This window comes from Lacticaseibacillus zhaodongensis (genome assembly GCF_009687905.1).
In the GTDB taxonomy this organism is placed as follows: domain Bacteria; phylum Bacillota; class Bacilli; order Lactobacillales; family Lactobacillaceae; genus Lacticaseibacillus; species Lacticaseibacillus zhaodongensis.
The window spans coordinates 232889-252721 of record NZ_BLBG01000001.1 but is presented as its reverse complement, the minus strand read 5'-3'; the positions used below and the strand labels follow the sequence as shown (position 1 = coordinate 252721).

25 protein-coding genes are annotated in these 19833 nt (G+C 51.9%); all 25 read right to left on the bottom strand.

The window, feature by feature from the left end; translation table 11 throughout:
* Nucleotides 1–100: 100 nt before the first annotated feature.
* The 25 genes from GN107_RS01315 to GN107_RS01195 all read right to left on the bottom strand — a co-directional run bounded on the left by GN107_RS01315 (nucleotide 101) and on the right by GN107_RS01195 (nucleotide 19791).
* Nucleotides 101–499, bottom strand: coding sequence for a hypothetical protein (locus GN107_RS01315; protein WP_155286031.1), 399 nt, complete (start codon nucleotides 497–499; stop codon nucleotides 101–103).
* A gap of 76 nt (nucleotides 500–575) precedes the next feature.
* Nucleotides 576–983 (bottom strand): hypothetical protein, encoded by a 408-nt coding sequence (locus GN107_RS01310; protein WP_155286032.1) that lies wholly within the window; start codon nucleotides 981–983, stop codon nucleotides 576–578.
* 51 nt (nucleotides 984–1034) lie between these two features.
* A complete protein-coding gene (locus GN107_RS01305) occupies nucleotides 1035–2261 on the bottom strand; it encodes a phage upper tail fiber protein (RefSeq protein WP_196246204.1) in 1227 nt (408 codons plus the stop codon).
* A 21-nt stretch (nucleotides 2262–2282) separates the two neighbouring features.
* A complete protein-coding gene (locus GN107_RS01300; RefSeq protein ID WP_155286033.1) occupies nucleotides 2283–3596 on the bottom strand; it encodes a hypothetical protein in 1314 nt (437 codons plus the stop codon).
* Between the two features lie 15 nt (nucleotides 3597–3611).
* Nucleotides 3612–4484 (bottom strand): hypothetical protein, encoded by an 873-nt coding sequence (locus tag GN107_RS01295; protein ID WP_155286034.1) that lies wholly within the window; start codon nucleotides 4482–4484, stop codon nucleotides 3612–3614.
* Nucleotides 4481–5701 (bottom strand): baseplate J/gp47 family protein, encoded by a 1221-nt coding sequence (locus tag GN107_RS01290; protein ID WP_155286035.1) that lies wholly within the window; start codon nucleotides 5699–5701, stop codon nucleotides 4481–4483. The genes GN107_RS01295 and GN107_RS01290 overlap by 4 nt, the downstream gene beginning before the upstream one ends.
* The gene (locus tag GN107_RS01285) at nucleotides 5694–6050 is read right to left on the bottom strand and encodes a contractile injection system sheath initiator (protein WP_155286036.1); all 357 of its coding nucleotides are present in this window, start codon (nucleotides 6048–6050) and stop codon (nucleotides 5694–5696) included. Before GN107_RS01285 ends, GN107_RS01290 begins: the two co-directional genes overlap by 8 nt.
* Complete coding sequence (locus GN107_RS01280; RefSeq protein WP_155286037.1) at nucleotides 6051–6413, bottom strand: Gp138 family membrane-puncturing spike protein; 363 nt, start codon at nucleotides 6411–6413, stop codon at nucleotides 6051–6053.
* Nucleotides 6413–7291 carry a phage protein gene (locus GN107_RS01275; RefSeq protein WP_230678525.1) on the bottom strand — a complete coding sequence of 293 codons (879 nt, stop codon included), beginning with the start codon at nucleotides 7289–7291 and terminating at the stop codon, nucleotides 6413–6415. Before GN107_RS01275 ends, GN107_RS01280 begins: the two co-directional genes overlap by 1 nt.
* Complete coding sequence (locus GN107_RS01270) at nucleotides 7272–7643, bottom strand: phage baseplate plug family protein (protein WP_155286039.1); 372 nt, start codon at nucleotides 7641–7643, stop codon at nucleotides 7272–7274. The genes GN107_RS01275 and GN107_RS01270 overlap by 20 nt, the downstream gene beginning before the upstream one ends.
* On the bottom strand, nucleotides 7640–8215 hold the full coding sequence (locus GN107_RS01265) for a LysM peptidoglycan-binding domain-containing protein (RefSeq protein WP_155286040.1): 576 nt from the start codon (nucleotides 8213–8215) through the stop codon (nucleotides 7640–7642). Before GN107_RS01265 ends, GN107_RS01270 begins: the two co-directional genes overlap by 4 nt.
* Before the next feature lie 15 nt (nucleotides 8216–8230).
* Nucleotides 8231–12487 carry a hypothetical protein gene (locus tag GN107_RS01260; protein ID WP_155286041.1) on the bottom strand — a complete coding sequence of 1419 codons (4257 nt, stop codon included), beginning with the start codon at nucleotides 12485–12487 and terminating at the stop codon, nucleotides 8231–8233.
* Nucleotides 12488–12666: 179 nt separating this feature from the next.
* The gene (locus tag GN107_RS01255) at nucleotides 12667–13116 is read right to left on the bottom strand and encodes a hypothetical protein (protein ID WP_230678526.1); all 450 of its coding nucleotides are present in this window, start codon (nucleotides 13114–13116) and stop codon (nucleotides 12667–12669) included.
* 83 nt (nucleotides 13117–13199) lie between these two features.
* A complete protein-coding gene (locus tag GN107_RS01250; protein WP_155286042.1) occupies nucleotides 13200–13622 on the bottom strand; it encodes a hypothetical protein in 423 nt (140 codons plus the stop codon).
* Between the two features lie 15 nt (nucleotides 13623–13637).
* The gene (locus tag GN107_RS01245) at nucleotides 13638–14828 is read right to left on the bottom strand and encodes a DUF3383 family protein (RefSeq protein ID WP_155286043.1); all 1191 of its coding nucleotides are present in this window, start codon (nucleotides 14826–14828) and stop codon (nucleotides 13638–13640) included.
* The gene (locus GN107_RS01240; protein ID WP_155288044.1) at nucleotides 14821–15309 is read right to left on the bottom strand and encodes a phage neck terminator protein; all 489 of its coding nucleotides are present in this window, start codon (nucleotides 15307–15309) and stop codon (nucleotides 14821–14823) included. Before GN107_RS01240 ends, GN107_RS01245 begins: the two co-directional genes overlap by 8 nt.
* Nucleotides 15278–15691: a hypothetical protein gene (locus tag GN107_RS01235; RefSeq protein WP_155286045.1), complete on the bottom strand. Its 414-nt coding sequence runs from the start codon at nucleotides 15689–15691 to the stop codon at nucleotides 15278–15280. Before GN107_RS01235 ends, GN107_RS01240 begins: the two co-directional genes overlap by 32 nt.
* A 4-nt stretch (nucleotides 15692–15695) precedes the next feature.
* A complete protein-coding gene (locus GN107_RS01230) occupies nucleotides 15696–16130 on the bottom strand; it encodes a hypothetical protein (protein WP_155286046.1) in 435 nt (144 codons plus the stop codon).
* Nucleotides 16130–16480, bottom strand: coding sequence for a DUF4054 domain-containing protein (locus GN107_RS01225; protein ID WP_155286047.1), 351 nt, complete (start codon nucleotides 16478–16480; stop codon nucleotides 16130–16132). Before GN107_RS01225 ends, GN107_RS01230 begins: the two co-directional genes overlap by 1 nt.
* A gap of 11 nt (nucleotides 16481–16491) precedes the next feature.
* Nucleotides 16492–16662, bottom strand: coding sequence for a LysM peptidoglycan-binding domain-containing protein (locus tag GN107_RS01220; RefSeq protein ID WP_155286048.1), 171 nt, complete (start codon nucleotides 16660–16662; stop codon nucleotides 16492–16494).
* A complete protein-coding gene (locus GN107_RS01215; protein ID WP_155286049.1) occupies nucleotides 16662–16850 on the bottom strand; it encodes a hypothetical protein in 189 nt (62 codons plus the stop codon). Before GN107_RS01215 ends, GN107_RS01220 begins: the two co-directional genes overlap by 1 nt.
* Nucleotides 16851–16865: 15 nt before the next feature.
* Nucleotides 16866–18317 (bottom strand): major capsid protein, encoded by a 1452-nt coding sequence (locus GN107_RS01210; RefSeq protein WP_155286050.1) that lies wholly within the window; start codon nucleotides 18315–18317, stop codon nucleotides 16866–16868.
* A 16-nt stretch (nucleotides 18318–18333) separates the two neighbouring features.
* The gene (locus GN107_RS01205) at nucleotides 18334–18720 is read right to left on the bottom strand and encodes a hypothetical protein (protein ID WP_155286051.1); all 387 of its coding nucleotides are present in this window, start codon (nucleotides 18718–18720) and stop codon (nucleotides 18334–18336) included.
* A gap of 13 nt (nucleotides 18721–18733) precedes the next feature.
* The gene (locus tag GN107_RS01200; protein ID WP_196246205.1) at nucleotides 18734–19393 is read right to left on the bottom strand and encodes a DUF4355 domain-containing protein; all 660 of its coding nucleotides are present in this window, start codon (nucleotides 19391–19393) and stop codon (nucleotides 18734–18736) included.
* 158 nt (nucleotides 19394–19551) lie between these two features.
* Nucleotides 19552–19791 carry a hypothetical protein gene (locus GN107_RS01195; RefSeq protein ID WP_155286053.1) on the bottom strand — a complete coding sequence of 80 codons (240 nt, stop codon included), beginning with the start codon at nucleotides 19789–19791 and terminating at the stop codon, nucleotides 19552–19554.
* Between the last annotated feature and the right edge of the window lie 42 nt (nucleotides 19792–19833).

Genomic DNA, 19833 nt, shown 5'->3' with positions numbered 1-19833 from the left:
CAGTCATTTCTGACTTGATGCCGTCCGCATTTTCAATTTCGATTGAGATTGTTTTATTACTGCTGTGTAGCGGCGCGCCGCCAGAGTAATAATCTTCCTCCTAATCAAAGTAGTACGTGACGCCGGTCGAATTGTTGAAGCTTGTATGATAGTGAATCTGCTCACCATCCGTCAGAGTGATGTATGCAGTGACACCTTTCTGCAGTCCCCAAGCTGAGGGGGCCAAAATCAAGACGCCATCATCTCGAGTATCGACATAGCCGTTGCTATCGGTATAGCTGGCTAGTTTCCCATGAGCAGCCTTGATGTTGAAAGTAGATGATTGAGACGGTGCTTCAAGGAATACGCCACTCTCTAGTGGCTTCCATTCATCGACATCCCACGCATACATGAGCCCTGAATCAAACGGATATCTAACGCCATTCATATACGCAACGTTCACACGCTTGCCATTCAAGTAGAGACCGTAGACTGATTTTCCATCAAAAAAAGCAGGCATTATAACGCCCACTTTCTGTAACGTGTTAGAGGGCTAGTGTCCCCCCCCGAATTAAATAACAGCATTTTGAATCCTCCTATTCGATTGAAACGGTTACGGTGTTCTTCCCGTCGCCCTTTGCCACCAACGTTTCCTTGGAGCCGTTGGCAAACGTAATAGTAAAAGTGCCAGGCTCTACCACCCCGTCATAAGCAACATCGGCGCCCGGAATGACGATATTCAGAACGTTGGGAAGACTAGAATTTTTGTTAAAGGTTGTGTACGCATCCTGCCCAGAAACTGATACGATCTTGCTTCCGGTTGAACGAATATCAATCCAAAGCACGCTGCCTGATGGGCATGTACCACTAATGGTACTAACAAAAGGCTTCCATTCAGATTCGGGTGGAACAGCCAAGCCTGTATAAACGGCGTATTCAAGCAATGAGCCAAATGGGTAATACGCGCCATTTAAATAGGCACCGGTGAACTTGGCTTTGTCCAAGTAACCAGCGCCTATGCGTGTGGTATTAAAATGTGCAGGCATCTATGTCACCTACGATTCTGATACAAGATACAGCGTTGTCGGGTCTTTGGTCGCCAGTTTGTTGTAGTCAGCCGCCGAGATAGTGACAAACTGCGTAATGCCGCCAAGCTGCGGCTGCAGCACTGCATTAGCAGGCGCGTCCTTACCAGCAGGGCCAGTTGGACCCTGTGGCCCGGTGTCGCCCTTGGGACCAGTAGCACCCGTGTCACCTTTAGGACCTTGCGCACCTGTGTCACCCTTGGGCAACGTAAAGTTTAGCTTGGCCGCTTGTGGTGTCCCGGCATTAGTGACTGCAGCCGTGTCGCCCTTGGTGACAGTACCAATAGCGACCGTACCTGCAGGCCCAGTCGCACCGGTAGGGCCAGCATCACCCTTGGGACCCGCAGGACCGATAGGACCAGTGTCACCTTTTGGCCCGGCAGGACCAGCGGGACCTTGATCACCCTTGGGCCCAGTGACGGAGTTACCGTCTGCACCTTTAGGCCCAATCAGGGATTTCAGGTAGTCGTCCTGTGAGCCGGTGTTGCCTGCTTTGACCCATACTTCATAGGCCGAAGCACCATCAGCACCAGGCTTACCGACTACGTTATCCGCCAGATACTTGACCAGGTAGGACTTGGTGACAACCGGATTGTCGCCAGTAGCCGCGCCTGTGTCATCTGGGAGCGATGAGAGCTTGACGTACTTGCCGTCGTACTCTTTATCCAGTTGTGCCTTAAAGACGTCCAGCTCGCCCTGAGACAAGCCACCCTCACCTTGCGCAGATGCCAAAATGACTGTGAGCTGTGCAGTATCCCCGATAATGGTGGACACCTTGAGCGTGATGGTCGAGCCATTATTATCCTGACTCATCCATTGAGGCTTACTAAAGGTGGTGACGGTGTACAGCACCTCATCACCTTGCTTGCCGTCCACAACCGGGGCAGCAAAAAGACCGACTGTGCTCATCGCGTAGTCGGTCTTGATTGCTCCCTGACTAAAAATCAGGCTTACATCTATTTTATCCGGGCTCGTGGATCCGTCCGCTTGCTTCTCGGTGTCGATGCCACCAATGCCTGTGACCTGCGTCTCATCTGCCAGCTTAGTGACCCCTCGCAGGTCATCGGCCGTTCGCTGGGACCAGTCGGCAATTGATGCGACCCCACGAGTAAATGTGATTTTCACCTTACCCGCAAGCGCGTCCTGCGCTAGCGCCATGCCAGCGCTAGTAAAGACTGACCGCATTTCATCTGCCATGTGTATCCTCCTTTTTCATTTTTACTTCGCTTCCAGGGCTGCAACTCGGGCTGTTAATGCCGCCAAGTCGGGAGTCAGTGCAGGGTCTCCGGCGGCTGGTTCCCAAGGAACAACTTCTGAGCCTTCGGTGAGCATAAGCGTGTTCTTTCTGAATTCGATCCACCCGCCTTCTGCACCAAAAATCTCAAAACCAGATATGCTAGTCGTTGGCGCATGGTAAACAAAACTTACGCTAATCGGCGTCCAGTCTGCACTATCAACTTCCTCGCCACTTTTACCGTCAGAGTCAAACAGCTGCGAGTTATTCGGCGTACCCATCATGTAAAACTGTGCTTTGGTTGTGCCACGTGCTTCCACAGAAACCGTGTAAGTGTGGCCCTCAACCAATGCGGGAATCCCTGCTGTATTAAGCGCACCAAACTGCCCTGACATAGTTGACGTTAGTTTCAGGCCGTCATCTGTAAACTCAATTTGTGGGCGACCATAGTCCGCAGCCCATTGTTTTTTAATAAACGTTGTATCTTTCAAGAGGTTACGCCCTCCCCCCGAAATTTCGGCTTGCAGAGCAGAAATTTTGTTATTTAACGTGTCTATCTGGGATTGCATATCCTCCGGAGCAGGTTGCCAATCGCCTTTTTGCTGATAGGTTGCCTTGGCGTCTGTTTTAGTCTCCATGTCAGCGAGCGCGCCGTTCTGGGCGTAATTTTTGAGCTTGCCATCAACGCCTTCATTGGTCGCCATGTCCTTGATGTCATCGCTGGTGGCGTAGGAGCCAGCTTTTTGATACTTGGCGTCATACTCCTTAGTGAGCTGCGCGTGGAATAAATCGAGCGCGTCCTGTGTGAGTCCACCGTCGCTATTGGACGGCAGCACAACAGTCACGTTGCCCAGGTCACCAACGATAGTTGCAATGCTGAGCGTAAAGGTGCTGCCATTGCTGTCTTGCAGCATCCATTGCGGCTCTGAGTAGCAAGTGACGTTGTAGAGCACTTCTGCACCCTGTTTGCCATCGACTACTGGAGCAGCAAAAAGGCCGACTGTCATAAGCTGATAGTCGGCCTTTACGTCTTTTTGATTGAAAGTGATGAGAACGTCCACGGCATTTTGTTCGGTCTTGCCGCCTGAATCTTTGCGGGTAGCGATACCGCCAATGCCGGTCGTTTGCGTTTCATCATCAAGCTTGGTGGCAGCACGAATATCGTCCGCACTCTTTTTGGACCAATCAGCAATGGAGGCAACGCCGCGAGTAAAAACGATCTTGGAATTGCCCGCTAAGGCGTCCTGGGCTAGTGACATACCCGCAGCGGTGAAAATTGATTGTAAGGTTAAAGCCATGTTTTACCTCCTATCCTATGAATTTGAATCTGTGTAAGTTGCGTCAGTAGTCAGCAAAACATTGCTCTGCGCGGCTGTGCCTAAGCAGGCATTGCCGGTTGCAGTTGTCTGGCGATTGCTGAGGACGTCGCTTGGAACGACCTGCGTCCGCTGTGTGCGAGCAATACCCTGATTTGCCATCTGGCCCGCCGTGACGCTGCTGCTGCGGTCATCTAGTAAGTCTGACCGGGTTTCAATCGTGCGGTCCATGCTGGCGAACACGGCCAAATACAAGCCGGTCGGGTCAACTGTCGCGATACGGTCGTCGAGCAAATCAGAGCGCGTGTGAATCTCGCGGTCTTCACGTGCTAGGGAGCCAACATAGAAATATGCTGGCGTGGTCACTGTGAAGTTGATATCCGCCACGCGCACCCCTGCAGCAACGGATTGACGTACACGGTTGATGAGGTATTCCTGTTCCCACTCATTTGGTGCAATGGAAAGGGGAATGCCCTCGACTTTGATAGCCAATGGTTCACCATCATCTTTTGGCCCGGGCCGCAACGTCTCTAGCTTGATGCCCGTCGGGTCAGCATTCAGTGAGCTTTGAATAGCTCGCAAAACACCGTCCACAGTAACGTCACCAGTACGAACGATGATTTTGGACTTGATCATCAAGCGATAAAACTCATCGTCGGCTTGGCCACGCAACTGACCGTATTTCTGACCGAGCTTGTCCAGGGCTTTGCCCTCGGCCTTGTCGATGTTGCGCCAAGCCTCAACCTGATTTAACAATGAGCTGGCGTCATCGAGTGGCTCAGTGACAAAGCGGGCAATCTTTTGAATGTTTGTCCCGGCCTTGTTAAGCGAGCTGGGCAGGTGGTCGATAAAGGTCTGAAAGTAGGTCATGCATCAATCACCACCATGTCCGTAGTGCAGGCAGCCCGCTGAACACCGCCCAAGGCGATATCTTGTGCAGCCAAGTGGTCTGTATCTGGGCCAATGGTGATATCCGCAACTACAATGCCTGGCACCTGGTCATAAATGGCTCGGTACAGGTAGGAGTAGCGGACCGCATCACCCATCGGGACGGACTGGACGTAAGCCATGACGGCCGCAACAATCTGGTCGTTCCCGTCGATGGGGAACTCGTCATTGGTTGTCAATTTGATGTGTACATGTACATTGAGTGGCGTTGGCCGGTCATAGTAGACCGTGTGCTGCATACCAGCAATATCCTTTAAAACTACTGGAATAGTTCCGTAGGTTTGCACCCCTGCCGCTACGGAATTGAAAATTGCTGGGCCAATGTCATCACTGATACCGCCGTCCACGTATATGTGTAATGTCTTGGGTGGGTTACCAGAATCATCTTTTTCCAGCGTGTCATTGGCAATGATCTTAACGGAGTTGACCCCAATAACCTTGCTGATTGCCGAGATAACCCCGTTCATTGGGCTTGATGGCCCCTCATCACTGGCTTGCTCTAAGCGAGTTCGCAACTGGTCGTCAGTTTCGAGGTCAGCGCCACCACTGATTTGCTCGACTTCAATAGCACGGACTTCCTCAACCGGGTTGACGGCCACTGCCGGGTAATCAGCGTAAGCGCCGGGTTTGTTATAACCGGCACCAGTACCGAGCGCATACAGTAGCTTGCTTTCACCGGTGCCGATTTCTTCCTCGTTATAGTCAATGGTGGTGTAGCCCGCTTCGTCAAGGTGGAAGACCTTTTGTCCAGTACCCACGAGCTTAATATCCTCGGTAGTCACGTAGGTTAAGCCGTCCGCTGTCTGGACCTGAAAGCCCGCCGGGACTACATAGCCAGCCACTCCAAAGATGCGAATCCCACCGATTGCGTCCTGTGCAGCCTTGCGTACAAGGCCCTGGTTAGCCGCAAGCTGGTCCAACGTGACGCCAGTTGCCGAGTCAGCAAACTGGGACTGATAGACCTTTTCGGCCAACTGGTAGACCTGGTTCAGCACAAAGGCGATAACGCGGATAAAAATACCACCAACAGAATTGGTGGCCACATTGGCATTATCCCCGAAAAGCTCGTGCCATTTGTCTATCAGCAGATTAACTAGCTCATCATAAGTGGGTCTGCTAAAGCCATGCTCATCAAGCATATAAGTCCACCTCCATCTGTACCGGAACCGACGGGTCAACCACAAAGGAAACGTTAGCCGTCAGTGTCCGCTTAGGCCCTTGCACTAGCTCGACGTTGCCAACTGACACCACTCGCTGGTCTTCCATGATGCAGTCAGAGATAGCCCCGGCGGCATAAACCGCGTTGTAGGCTTTGCCAAGCACGTATTCTTGGTCGAGGCCCATCTGATCATCAGCAAAAAACTCGCCAACTCGGGTGCGCAGCGACGTGGCCACGGCTTGCATGACTTCCTGCACTCCGTCTGTGAGGTGCAAATCATCGTCAAAAGTGAGGTCTTGTGTTTGCTGGTCAAGCTGTAAATCAATCATTTAAAACACCCCCACAATCACCGCGTCGTTCAAATCATGCATGCGGCCCGAATCTAGCGAAAAGTCACCCGCGCCGCCAGTCCAGTTTTCCATTGAACGGTCTAGAAAGACCACAATCACGGCATCACCCACTTTGAGCGTGTCCTCAGCGGCCTTGATAGCATCTGTGACGTTGCGCGTGATAGGCACGTCCAGTAGCATAGCTCGTTTGTTGTCCGTTTTGAGGTCATGAGCGAGCGGTTGGACGTCCGCCGTGTTGCCGTTAAGGTTAACGATGCGACCCAGTTGCGACACGTTAATGCCAACGTTGAGATTTTGCATCAAGGACTTAATAAACTGTGTGTCATAATTTCTTGCTGCCATTATTTCTGCACCGCCTCAAATGATGTGGTTGGCTGATCACCGTCAAACTCATGCTCACCGTTAAGCACCATCATCGACGTATTTACATACGGCGTCTTGATGGTTGCCTTGGAAAACGGACAGATTTTGTAGTTGAGCACCGAGTCCACAGACCAGCTGTACTTGCCCAGTCCATCGTCGTCGTCATCATCGACCCAATCATCATCACGGCTCTCACGCGTAGGGCTTTGGAGCAAGCCAGTTTGATTAGTGAGCTCAAAAGTCCCCGTGTTAGCGCCGCCGTAGATGTATTGGATTCGTAGCTTGCCTCGCAAATAAAACAGTGAGGTCTTACAGTCATCGGCGATATCACTAAGCGTGTCCATCGGGTGTCCATCGGCTGTGTAGCCGTCTTTGTACGTCTTATCCGTTTTGAGGGAGACGTAAGTCAGGTCAATGCCTGCTTTAGCGGCCACAGACTTGATGATGGTGCTAGCCTTGCTGCCTTTTTTAAAGGTGATGTGCTGCTTCTTGTACCGGGAGTAATCTTGCCCTTCCAGTACCCGCAGCACATAGGCCGTGTCAGCATCTTCCAGTGATGGGACCGTGGTGCGGAAGATAGTGCCTTCGACCAGTGTTCCAATATCACCAGTAAAACCGGCTCTGAGCGTAACCTTGTCGCCCTTTTTGATTTTGTTAAAAACGGCCGGATCAATGTTGTAGAGTGTGATTTCAGAGATGTTCTTTTCTGGCTGTTCGGAGAACGGCACGTCGAAATGAATCTCGATGCTGCTTTTTGGGTCTTTACCATACATAAAGGAGAGCGCGCCGCCAGAGCTTTGAACTTCGCAGCGAATCTCAAAGTTGTACTTAGCGCCGCTAACTTTCTGGACTGTCACTGTCATCACCTCCTGTATCTGGCTCATCACCATCGGCTGAATCTTGGTACAAAAAGACCGTGGTGCCTAGCGTTGCTTTGGTAACTTCGTGGGTCTGACCGGACTCGTCAAGTGGCAGAATATCCACCATCGGAAACCGCTCATCGACCATGCGCCGCCACAAGCATTTGCCATAAACCAGCTTTTCGCCCAGCAGCATCGGATTGTGGGACACGTCGTATAGATCGGCCGTGTAAAAGTCGCCCAGTTCGTTGTAGTTGATGCCGATGTAAAAACTGTCAGTGCCAAACGTGGCCTCAAACTCAAACGGGCACTCGGAAAAGTCCAGGTCGAATTTGCCTCGTGAACTCATTTAACCCTCACCTTCGCTCCCACCGGAATTTTGCGGTCCGGCCACTTGTTCCAGGCCCGCAGCTGAGCCACAGACACGTTGTACTTTTGCGACCATGCCCAGTAAGTGTTACCAGCCTTGACGGTCATGTACGTGCCTTTTTTCGGCGCTGACGCCTTTTTGACCGGCGACTTTGGTCCTTGCGACTTTTTGGCCGTGTTGGCTGAGGACTTGACCAGGTTTACCCAGGTCAGTGACATGGTAAATTTCAGTGCGTTGGTCATTCCGCCATCGTCATAGCTTTTGTGGAGCTCGCTAATGATCATGTTCGGGTGATGCACCGCACCATTCCACGTCAGCAGATTGCCGTAAAACTGCCAGCTCAAAAGCTGCTGGTAAGTCGCGTCAATCGCCTTTTGGTCTTTGCCTTGTATCCAACCCTCAAAGTCCCAAGTCTTACTCTCGGCCTGCGTGTGGTCGATGATAGGCTGACCACGCTGCACAGGGTACTGAGCAATTGTGTTGGTTGCTGTTTCTTCTTCGGTCTGGACAAAAAGCTTCAATTTCTTTTTGCCGTCACTTAAAACGCCCATGCGTTAGCTCCTTTCTTAAATCGCGTTAGTTGGGAAAATTTTCAAGAACTTTTCACCAATTGCATTAGCAATCTGGTTTGCAAGCTTGGTGCTGACGCTGCCCCGCGAGCCGCCACCAGTGTCGCCCGTCACGTTGACCGTGATGTTGATCACTGGTGCTTTGCTGCGCTCATGCGGTTTGCTGCTCTTGGCACCAGGTGTCCCAGCCTTCAAATGTTTGAAAAGCCGGTGCGTATCGTCGCCGTTAAAGACTTGCGTCCCTGCAGGCAAGTGCGCCTTAAAGTCCCGCTTCTTTGGAAACAGACCCATCAGCCCATTAGAAAGGCGGAAACCTTCCTGCCAGTGACCGCCGTGACCGTCATTGACCGTGTAGATTCCCGCCTGCGTGCCGCCATTAGGTGACCAGCCGCCTGCCAGATGCCATGGAGCCTTAGCCCCAGGCGTCCCAGTCGATAGCTTGCTGGCACCTTTGCCGGATACGTTGACTTTTAAAGTGATCGTCTTGGACTTGAGCGAGTTCATCGCCGAAGCCAAAGCTTTGATTTTGCCGACCGCCGCCGTAGCAGCAGCACCAATCTTGCTAAAGCTCTTAGCAACTGAAGATGTGGCCCGGTTTGCCGTGCTTTGCAGCTTACTCATCGCTGAGCTCATTGCGGAGTTGACCTTGCTCATGCTGGATTTGACCGCACTAGCGGCTTTGCTGAATCCGCTCTTTAAAGCTGAGCCGATTTTGTTAGCGCCGGACTTGGCCGCGCTCGTTGCTTTGCTGAGTGCAGATTTGACGGCAGTAGTGACGCCCTTTAGGGACGATTTGCTGACACGACTTGCACTCTTTAGCCCAGATTTGAGCGCCGTGCCGATGCGCTTCGCACCCGACTTGGCCGCCCGCTCGGCACCTTTCATGCCGGACTTAACGCCGTTGGTCAGGCCCTTGAAGCTGGTCTTACCGACTTTCCCGACATTTTTCAGCCCAGACTTAATGTTTTTGCTGATTTTGTTGGAGCCAGTCTTGGCAGCGGAGGCAGCCTTACTCATTCCAGATTTGACGGCCTTACTGATCTGCTTTGATGCTGTCTTGTAATTCTTAGACATCGCCTTAGATGCAGCTTTGTCCGCTTTGGAAATATCCTTAGCTGCCCTGCTCTGTGCTTGCTTGACCTTGGCGTTAGCCGACTTGATTTGACGGGCTTGCTTAGCGTTCTCGGACTTCAAGTTCTTGGTTTGCTTAGCAAGCTCTTTCTTTTGTGATTTGGTCAGCTTGCTAAAGCCCTTTGTGGACTTACTGTCGGCCTTGTCACGATCAGAAGCAGCCTTCTTAGAGGCCGCGCCGTCCTTCTTAACTGCAGCCGTGTGTTTCTTAGTAGCCTCGGTTGCTTTCTTGGTTGATGATGCGGACTTGTTGCCAAGCGCGATACTGTCCTTGTCTGCCTGAGAAGCTTTGCCACTAGCGGAACGAGCTGCCTTACGGGCAGAGCTGAGCCGCTTGTTTGCTGCCTTGACTTTGGAATCATCGACCACAGCACCAGGATTATCCTTTTCACGCTTACGGTATGAGCTCTTGGCTCGTGCCGCTGCGCGTTCAGCTGATGCAACCTCCGACTTCTTGGCCTTAGCCTGCTTGCGGTAGTACACCGCAGTATCCTTAGCTGCCGCCTTGGTTTCGGCCTGGTACTTAGCCATGTCACCATTCTCATAATCGAGTGAGGCATTAGCAGCATGACGCTGCGCACCTTTGCTCTTGGACTGAGTAGCTTTCTGAATGGATCGGTACTGTGCCTTAGCCTGGGCAGTATTTGCTGCACCGCCGAGACTTACGACAGATGCCGCCTGTGAATCTATTTGCGCGTGCTGATATGCCTCAGCAGCCATCTGAGCCGCAGACTTGCCACGCTTCTTTGGCTTGCTGCCACCAAAAAGACCGCCAATCCACGAACCGGCTTTACCACCAAGCCAACCACCGGCCATTGAGCCAGCAATCATACCTGCAGGCCCTAATCCGCTGAGTGCTGCGCCGCCAAGCGTTGCACCCACGCCGTTACCAATATCAGCGCCAACGCCCTTGTGTCGCGATAGACTGCCCGCTTTGGTTTTAGACATCGTATTAGCAACGTCCACGCCAGCGAACAGCGCGTTCAGAGCGCCATTGCCTTTTTCGAGAAAACTGCCAGTCTTGCCGATGCCACTGCCAATAGAGCTAAGTAGCCCACCGGCCTTAGAGTTGGCGAATGATTCGCCCCAGCCGCCGAGCTTGCTTAGCGTGTTGCCTTTAAGGCGGCTCATCCAAGTGCCTCGGTCAGCAGCGTGAGCCCCGTTGTTCAGGAGCTCATCGCCTTCCTGACTGAACCGCGTGTACCACGGCATTTTCTTGCCACCATTGCGAAGTTCTTCGCGAGTCATGACACTGCCATCAGGGTTGAGTGCCGCCCCTCCAGCTCCAGTGCCACCACCGAGCATTTTGTCGGCAGCAGCCTGCATCGTGTTGGCAGCAGACATCATCGTTTGTCCAGCACTCATTTGTGGGGAATTGGTGCCGGTGATTTTAGAAATGATGTTGCTGATTGTTTTACCGACAATCGGCAGCTTGCTGAGCATGCTAGTAAGCGGCGTGACTATTTTGGAAACCACTCCCGCCATGCCTGGCAGCTTCCCAAAACCACGTAGAGCAAGCAAAAAGGCGCTAACCTTACCGGTGATTTGGCCAATGCTTGATAAAGCCTTTGGTGGAATAATCTTGCTGGCGCTCTTACCAAGGCCCTTAATCTTGTCGTAAGTGGCTTTTATGCCAGTGCCAACAGTTTTGATTTCACCAATAAACCCTTTGGCAAAGCCACTGCTAAACGTAGCTACATACGGGGCAATTGCCTTGCCCGCGCCTGCTACGGCTTTAGCGACCTTACCAATCTGAACTGCAAAGGCACTCAGCTTGTTGCCTGCAGCATCCCCCAGATTTTGGAAGTTCTTGTCATTAGTGAAGTACTTCGACATTTTGGTGATAATGCCGCCCTTGCCGCCAAACGCTTTACCAATATTGCCAGCAAACTTTTGTTCAAAGTTCGTCATCGCTTGCTTAACAAATTCGCCACCGGCCCGAGTCATGCCGCCTAGCGTTGCATTAGCTCGTTCGGACGCATGACCAACACCGCGGCTGTGTCCATACTCATCAATCCCAGCATAGGCGGTCTGCGCGTTGACCTGGCCCCAGTCCCAGTTGCCAGATTTTGTCTTGGCCAGTTGCTTACCGGTTTCTTTGGTGTACTCTTCACGAATGTGTTGACCAATCTTGCCATCAAGCAAGTTAAGAGATTTCGCAATCCCACCATTCATTTTGCCAAGATCGCCGATGTTACCAACGGACATTTTGAAACGGTTCATATCCATTTGATTCAGCTGGTTAGCATCCTGAATGTTGAACATCCCACTAACTAGGGACTGGGTTTTCTTCAGGTTGCCAGAGTAACTCCCAGCAGAAGAAGAATAGACTTGCTTAGCCATTGAGTTGGCTTCGTTAAAGCTGTTACCAGCCTTGATAGCGGTAGACAGCATGGCCATGTTGGCCTTTGCGGATTGATTTCGCAGCTGTTTACCACTGACATTTGGGTGAGCATCAGCAACAGATGTAGCCCACATTGCTTGACCTGACTGTCGTTCCTTGATGCCCTCATACCCGAGGTTCACGGCCTTTTTAATGCCGGTACCAACTGCAGAAACAGCGGCGGCCCCCATCATACCCACTGAAAACATGCTCAGGGCATCTTTGATTGAACCTTTAATCTTGCCCCATGAGCCCTCGGCCTTAGCTGATGATTCAGCAAAGCGTGACGCCGAGTTCATATTGGTGTTGCCCATTTGGTTAATGGCTTTGTGAGACTCGGCCATCTTTTGAGCTGACGCAGCGGCCCGCTCGTTGTAGTCAACAGTCCGCGACTGTGATTCGGAGAAGCCTTTCGATGCGCTGGCGGACTCGTGCAGAGCCTTGTTCAGCTTTTCAGCAGATGATGTGCTCTTTGACAGGCCCTCTTGCATCGACGTGATGCCGCTATCGTGACCGCCGCCTGCTTCCATTGCCGATTTAAGTGATACTTTCAGCTTGTCGGCGTTGAGCGTGGCCTTCTCGATTTGGGCAGTCATCTTGCTAAAGCCAGAATCACCGCCGCTCATGCTGCCTAAGCCCTTGGCACTTGCCTTGAGCTTTTCAATCATGCTGTTGGCTTTTTCGAGCTGATCAAGTCCGGTAACAGCGGTTCGGACCTGAATTGTTGTCTCATTCGCCATCTGTGTCCGAACCCCCTTGTCCGTACTTGAGCTTGAAAATGCGTATTGCTATCTCGTTGTAGAGCTGCAGTTGACTAGCTGTGGCCCAATTGACTTCCTCACGGGTCGCCGCGCCCATAGCAACCGGCAACCAATACTGTTCTTCGTTGTCGGCTTGCTTTTCAATTTTCCAGCTGGGTTTAGAGGCTAATCCGCTCGCCACAAAAGGTGTCGGCCGCGTTCATTAATTCAGAGAAGCCAGGAATTGTGTTGAATGAGTCGATGGTCAGTCCAGCAGGCTTTACGACCACAAACTTGAGGTAGTTCTCGTAGAGCTTGGACTGTGATGTAGTCCCGTTATCGTTGTTGGAACTATCAAGAATTTCGTACATCTTCTTCAAACCTGGGAACTGCAAAGTGTAGTGCCATACATATCCGTTCTTGTCGGTGTATGTGAAGTCCTTGTTCTCGCCAAGCCGATCAATCTTGTATGGCTGTGGTGTTGGCACACTCTGAGCGGGCTGCGCAGGCGTTGCACCGGCGTTTAGTGCTGCATTTGCTGCGGGTACTGGTTGCGTTGGCTGTGCTGGTACAGCTGGCTTTGGTGCAGCTGTTACTTGTGCGGTTGGGTTCTGAATTTCTTCTGACATTTGATAACCTCCAAAATTTGTGTGATAGAAATTAATTTATGGTGCAAAAAGAGCGCTGGGAGTCGAACCCGGCGCTCTTGGCGTTAATTGGTCTGTGGCGTGTGGACGGTGTAGTTAGCATCGAGCATTTCAATAGTGTAGGTCCGTGCTGGCGTTGACTTACCGTAAGCCGAGTCAGGGACCTTAGTGATAAAGCATTGGTTAGCGGTGATGGTTTCAATCGGTGAGTCCAACGTCACAGCGAACTGGTTACTGTTGTTTGCCAGTTCTGTGAGACGCTGGTGATCAATCGAGTTGCCAGACAGGTTAACGACCAACTGGGACAGGTGGTTGTTGTTGACAGCTGCAGAAGGATACCCCTGCGCATCAACAGAAGTCTGAATCCGGTCTTCCTTTGCAGTGAAGACCGCCATGTCATTTTCTTGGAACCCTTGGACAATCCGGTTATCAATAACCAGCGAAACTTCTCGCGCATCGTAGAGTGGAATTTTAGTAGGTGCTGACATTTAGTTTCCTCCTTCCTACAGCTGAACCAGACCGTGAACGGTGATGGCGTGGATAGCGCCGCTCCGCTTGTAGGTGAAGCTCATGCCGTTGTACTGCCGTTTCTCGATGTCCTCGATTGGCGTATCTGCACGTGATACCGTGGTGACAGTAAAGGTACCTTTGCCTGTCGTGGCGTCGATTAAGACGATGCCGTTAGCGGTCGCAGTAGTGAGGACGGTGTTAGCCACCGCCTTGATTTCCGCGATGCCAGCGGTATCGTATGAAATCTTCTTGGACTGGCTAAGCAAGTCCTGCAGCTGAGATTCCATCTCGGCCTTAACCCAGTCATCACCGTGCAGTGCGTCAATAAACTCGCCAGAAACGGTGAGGCCTTCGGACGTCTGCTCGATGCCAGCCTTGGAGACGTAGGTAAAGATGCCAGCGTCATGCATCCGGTTGACCTGAGACTGGGTGTAGTCAGTAGGCTTGACCCCGTTCAGCGTCTTGAACTTCCAGGTGATGCTGCCGACTACCTGGTTGGCAAGTTCACCAATCAAGGCACCAACGCCGTACTCGGCTTCTTGCTGAGTAGTGCCGGAAGCAAACAGAATCGTCCGTTCGTTGCCGTCGTACTTTTTGCTGAGGTCTGCAGCGTTGTCGGCGGTGTCAGTCGTAGCAATCAGGCCCTCAACGAAGAACCGGCGCTTCTTGATTTCGATATAGTTGCTGATTGTTTGCGCATCGTCCGCAGCAGGCGCTGGTGCAGCTTCTGGAGCCGGCGTTGCTGCCGGTGTGGTAGATGTGCCTGAACCGGTATCAGAGCCATCAGCGGGCTTGCTGTCGTCCGTCTTGCCATCACCAGAACCAGAATCGGTTGGCGTAGTGCTGGTGTTTGCTGGTGGCGTAGTCGTCTGTGCTGCAGGCTTAGCACCGGCCAAGGTGGCAAACTCCCAGCCGCTGTTGAAGTACGCATCAAGTGCCTTGGTCACGTCGTTGTAGGAGATGATTGCCAGGTCCTTGTAGTGCTCGTCCTGGTCAAAATAGCCTTCTGCAACTTTAAGAACGTCAGGATCTGTTACGTCAGCGGACAGGTCGTCCATGGCGGTGTAGGTCTTGAAATTCATGGCTGCTGCGGGCATAAAAATAGCCAGCTCGCCGAGTTCAACCGGCGCGGCTGGCTTCTGAACGTCCAAGATAATCTGGACGTCGCTGAGCGTATTAACCATTTGTTTCCTCCTCAAAATTAATCTTTTCAATCTGGTCAGGCTCTGTGTATGGCTCGGATACCCGAACCTTGAAGTCAAAGCCGACCATAGTTGCTGGCTCGTTAATGTTGGTTATGTTGCGGACCTGCAGCGGCATACGTTCCTCAAGAACTGCCCCGGCATTCCGCAGAGCTTGCATCACGTCTTGGCTCTTGCTGCCGATGCACTGACGCAGCGCATCTGCGCTTTGATAGGCGTTCTGCCGGTCAAGGTCGTACACAGTCAGCGACAAAACGACCGCAAACTCATTGTTCGGGTCGTCTTCGACGTAACTGGTACGGATATGAGGCGAGATGATATCAAAGGACACAAAAGGCGGCTCAGGTTGTGGACCCTTGCCGCCTAATTCGCGCATGTGCAAGCCGTTAGCCTCGCATGCATCACTGCAGAGGCTGTATAGCAGCTTGTAGTCATAGTGTGGAGCTTGTACCAATCTTCTCATCCCCGTCCTTTTGGTCTTGATCGTCAGCCTGCAGGTAGTAGATGGTGAGGTTGGAGTAGCTAGTGTAGTCATCTTTGTCACGCACGATGTAGCGCACGCCGTGGACAATCACCGCTGTTCCCATCTCATACTTACCCTTGGACAGCCACTCAGCTGAGTAGCGCTGCAGGTCACCAGTATCACGCGTCATGAGCATTGCTGAGTAGTCGCTGACGCGGCCCATCGGGATAAATGGCTCATCGACGGTTTTGGGTGCCGGTTCTGGGTCATCAATCCAACGACCGTCTTCATAATGGCCGTCTTTTTGCGTGTTCTTGGGGTAGACGATGAGGCTAGTCGCAAACGTCTCAAACATGGACGTCGCATCAATGTAAAAGCTCATCTACTCACCCCTTCTTCCACGTGATAGAGCCGTACATATCACCGGTATCGACCAAAGGCTTACTGCTGCCCTTACGAGCGATAGTTGAGGCCGCTAGTGGTGCAAAGCCGCCTCCATCAATGGTCGAACGAATATCGTCAGCCATCTTTGGCCCCAGCTTTCCGGCAATATCAGGCGAACCGCCCTCCAGAATGCTCTGGAAGACTGGCTTCACAAAGACGGCCCAGCTAGCGCTCTTTTCATACAGTGTGTTGCGGAGAAATGGCCGTGCAGGAATGCCCCGACTAGTGCCATACTCGTTCCACATTGCTTTATCAGCAGCGAAGCCGCCAAAAACCCCAGCCTCAACAACTTGATTGTCAGCTGCTTTGAGCCGCTCAATCATGTCTTTGATGCCAGAGTCGCCACTAACATCGATACTTAAATCCACACTGACCATCACATAAACCTCGCTAGACTTGCGCCGCCGTTTTCTGCCTGCAGAGACGCCAGAAGCCGCTCATACTCTGCCAAGTAAGCATCTGACCCTTGCGAGTCAAAATATTCACGAGACAGGACCGCAGCGGCTTCCTTTTTGACGTTCTGATTTTGGTTAAAGGCGATAAATGCATAGTGAGCAGCCAGATACCCAGCCGCTCGCTCTAACAGGTCGTCCGTAAAGCCATCGACCGCCGCATCAGCAAGCGCATCAGCGGCAAACTGTTGCATGCTGCTATCATCGAGCCCCGTGATTTGCGGAGCAATGATCTTGATACGGCTCGCAACATTGCTGGTCATATCATCAGCCATGCAATCGCCTCCTACTTGAGCTTGATAACTTTGCCGACCCGCAGCTCATCGCTCTTGAGGTCGTTAAGCTTGCGGATACTGCCAACAGAAACGCCTGCAGCCTCAGCAATAGAAAAGAGCGTGTCACCCGGCTGCACTTTGCGTGTTGCCTGACCACTCCGAACCACGTTAATAACTGGCATTAGTCATCATCCCTTTCAATCCACCCGCCTGAAATAAGTTCATCAAGACGAGCTTTGGTTGTTGCACCAATGTAGCCACCCTTGGTCGGGTATCGATCACCTTTCCAGTAGATGTGCTTTGGTGCACCAGGAGCTTCGGCAGAATTAGGATTCTTGTCAGTAAAGGACTTAATCGTTGTGTAGCTCATACGACTACCTCCTTACTAAGCTTCTGGCGGCGTTGTGGTGCCTGTTCCTGCGTCAGCTGCTGGCTTGTCAGCGATAGTAAAGGTGCAATCAGCAGTCTTAGCGCCATCGTCAGTAGTAGCCGTTACCTTAGCAGTTCCGGCTTTGACAAAGGTGACCTTGCCACTGCCATCAACGGTCGCGACAGTCTCATCGCTGGACTTAAAGGTGACCTTGGTGTTGGTTGCGTCAGCAGGAGCTACAGTCGCTTTGAGCTGTGCAGTGCCGCCAACAGTACCGTTAGCCGTAGTCTGGTCGAGAGTTACACCAGTGACCGCTACAGTCTTAGGAGTGTTGTCGGCTGGCTTGCTGTCATCCGCTGGCTTTGTACCGCCGCCATCATTAGTGGTGCCTCCAGTAGGCTGAGTAGTGCTACCAGAGGCTGAGCTAAAAGACTTGAGTACGTATACGCCGTCGATGTTTTCAAATGTTGGCACAAAGTTCTGGGATACACGAACCATCTTCGTAACCGGGTCAGTTTCCAGTGTGGTCGTGACCGCAACACCGCCGTCAACGATAGAAACGTCAGCACTTGTAGATGCAAGCAGGTCAGTTTCTTCTGGTGTTGGTGCAAAGGACGTTGAGCCCAAGTCACCGTCTGGCATAAATACGACATTGCCATCATCAAGGAAGCGGTGAATAGCGCCATCGCTACCTGTGTAGGACTTGTCGTAAACCTGAATGGTGAGACCATATTCGGCCTGAATCCACTGCAGAAGCACGGTCTGAGGCACAGTAGCGAGCGCTGTGTTTGCGTTATTTGCCAAAATGGTGGACTTAAGCTGCTCGTTAGCAAGCAGAGCATCAAAGGTCTTCTGGTTCATGATGGCGCGAGTGATGGTCTGGTCAGTATCAGCACCAACAACGTCCTTAGCCTTGCGGATATCGTCGATTGGTGTTGCACCATCGGCGTTCCAAGCCTTAGCAGCAGTTGCCTGGTGGGTTGCCTTCATCTGGTAATCGTCAGCATAGATCTGCTTGTTTCCAGCAATACTGTACTTACCAGTCTGCAGGAGCTGCATGCGCAGGATTTCGCGAGTGAGTGCAGCACCACGGATCAGTTGCGCATCATCATTAAAAATCCGGTTGAGGATAATATCCTTCTGCCCCTGGATTGGCGAGTTAGCAACGGTCAGTAACTGCTGCCGCATGGCTTCGTCGATGTACTTGCCTTCCTTGAAGTAGTTGGCATGTACGGACTGCTTTGTGTAACCATCACGACCACGGAGGCTTGTCTTGGTGTCAAACGCAGACGGCGCAAGTGGTACAGGCGCGGAAGTCTGACCACGGAACCAGGTCACATCACTGGTTGGAATGCGCGTGCTTGGGAACAGGATTTCACCAAGATAAGGTGCTTCCTGCTGCTGGAGTGTGGTCCAGTATGTCGCGATATCAGAAGCATTGATATCGTCAAAAATGTTTGTAGCCATTTATTTGTTCACTCCTTTACTTGTTCCGCTTGAAAAAGATGACCTTGCCAGCCTTGCCATCTGCCAGAGCCGCCTTGGCTTCTGGAGTGATGGTGACGCCTGCTGGCAAGCGGTATTCGTTGATGTAGCCGTTGACGATGAGAGTGCCATTGCCCTGGCCACTAGTGACGTCCACGTCGTGCTCAAGCACGCCTTGTGCCTTAGCGTCGTTTGACGTAGTGAGTGGCTTCTGGTCATCGGCTAAAAAGTCGTTGTCGCCGCCGACAGGAGTGCCAGCAGGAATAATCTTTTTACCATCTGAGCCGGTATCAACGCCCTGGTCATCGACGATGCAGCTGAAAGCGACCTTGTTGGCAAGGGTCCCGAGAATCTGTGTAGGACCGCCGTAAGTCTTTGTTTCCATTGCTTAATTCCTCCTATTTGGATTGCTTATTTGTTTGAAAGTAAGGATTGGGCCGGGTACTAGAAGCAATCGTTGTCTTAGCGAGTTGCTCGCCCAACGTGCCTTTAGCCCCGGCCTTATTCGTGTTCTTGTGGAGTTGCTCGCCGTTCAGGAAATCATGCTCGGCTGACTTGCGAACACGCTTTGCAAAGTCAATCAATTGGCTGACATTGGCTTTAGTGGTGTCAGCATCAGAAGTAACAACAATGCTTAGATCCTTGTCTGAGACAGGAACCTTTTCGTCCGTAAGCATCTTTCGAGCCGTGTCGCGCATCTTGTAGGTCGCAAGTTCGGCTTTAGCAGCAGCAGCTTCTTCAACTGCCTTTTGCTTTTCGGCTTCCTTGCGGTCGGCGTCAGACATGCCTTCGAGCTTCTTAGACTCATCGACCTGCTTGGCCCATTCGGCCTTCTTACGCTTGACGATTTCGTTCACGTCGTCGTCGCTGTACTTCTTGGGCTTGTCGTCAGATGCTGGGGTGTTCGCACCTGGCTTGCTGCCTGTGTCGTCGCCTGCAGTCGCAGTTGAGCCACCATCAGTGCCAGAAGCGCCAGTGGACGCAGTTGAACCTGCACCATCACCGGTATCGGCATCGAGAAACTCAAAAGGACGTGACAAAGCAAAATTCTTGAACATAATCGAAAACTCCTCTCCACAGCTTTTTAGATGGATCCGTGCCTGCATCTTCCGTAGCTTTTAAAGTGGTCCACGCCTACACTTTCCGGAGCTTTTAACGCCGTTCCCCGCCTGGGCTATACAAAAAAAGACGCCCTACTTGAGGACGTCCTTGTTAGTTACTTGTTTAATTCCTTAATGGCACGCTTATACCTCCGGTGAATGTCGATAAAGCCGACAATCATCACGATTAGCATGCCGATACCAAAAAGCACCCACAATCCGATGAGAATCCAAATCGGTGTGAGCACCCAAAGCCACGGCCAGCTGATGATGTGTGCAAGCCGCAGCACAATAAAAGCAAAAGCTAGGCCCCATAAAAAGAAGCCTAATTTGCCACCTGATGTTTTGTTGTCCATGATGCCTCCTAGATTTTGAACAAAAAAATAGCACCCACCTAT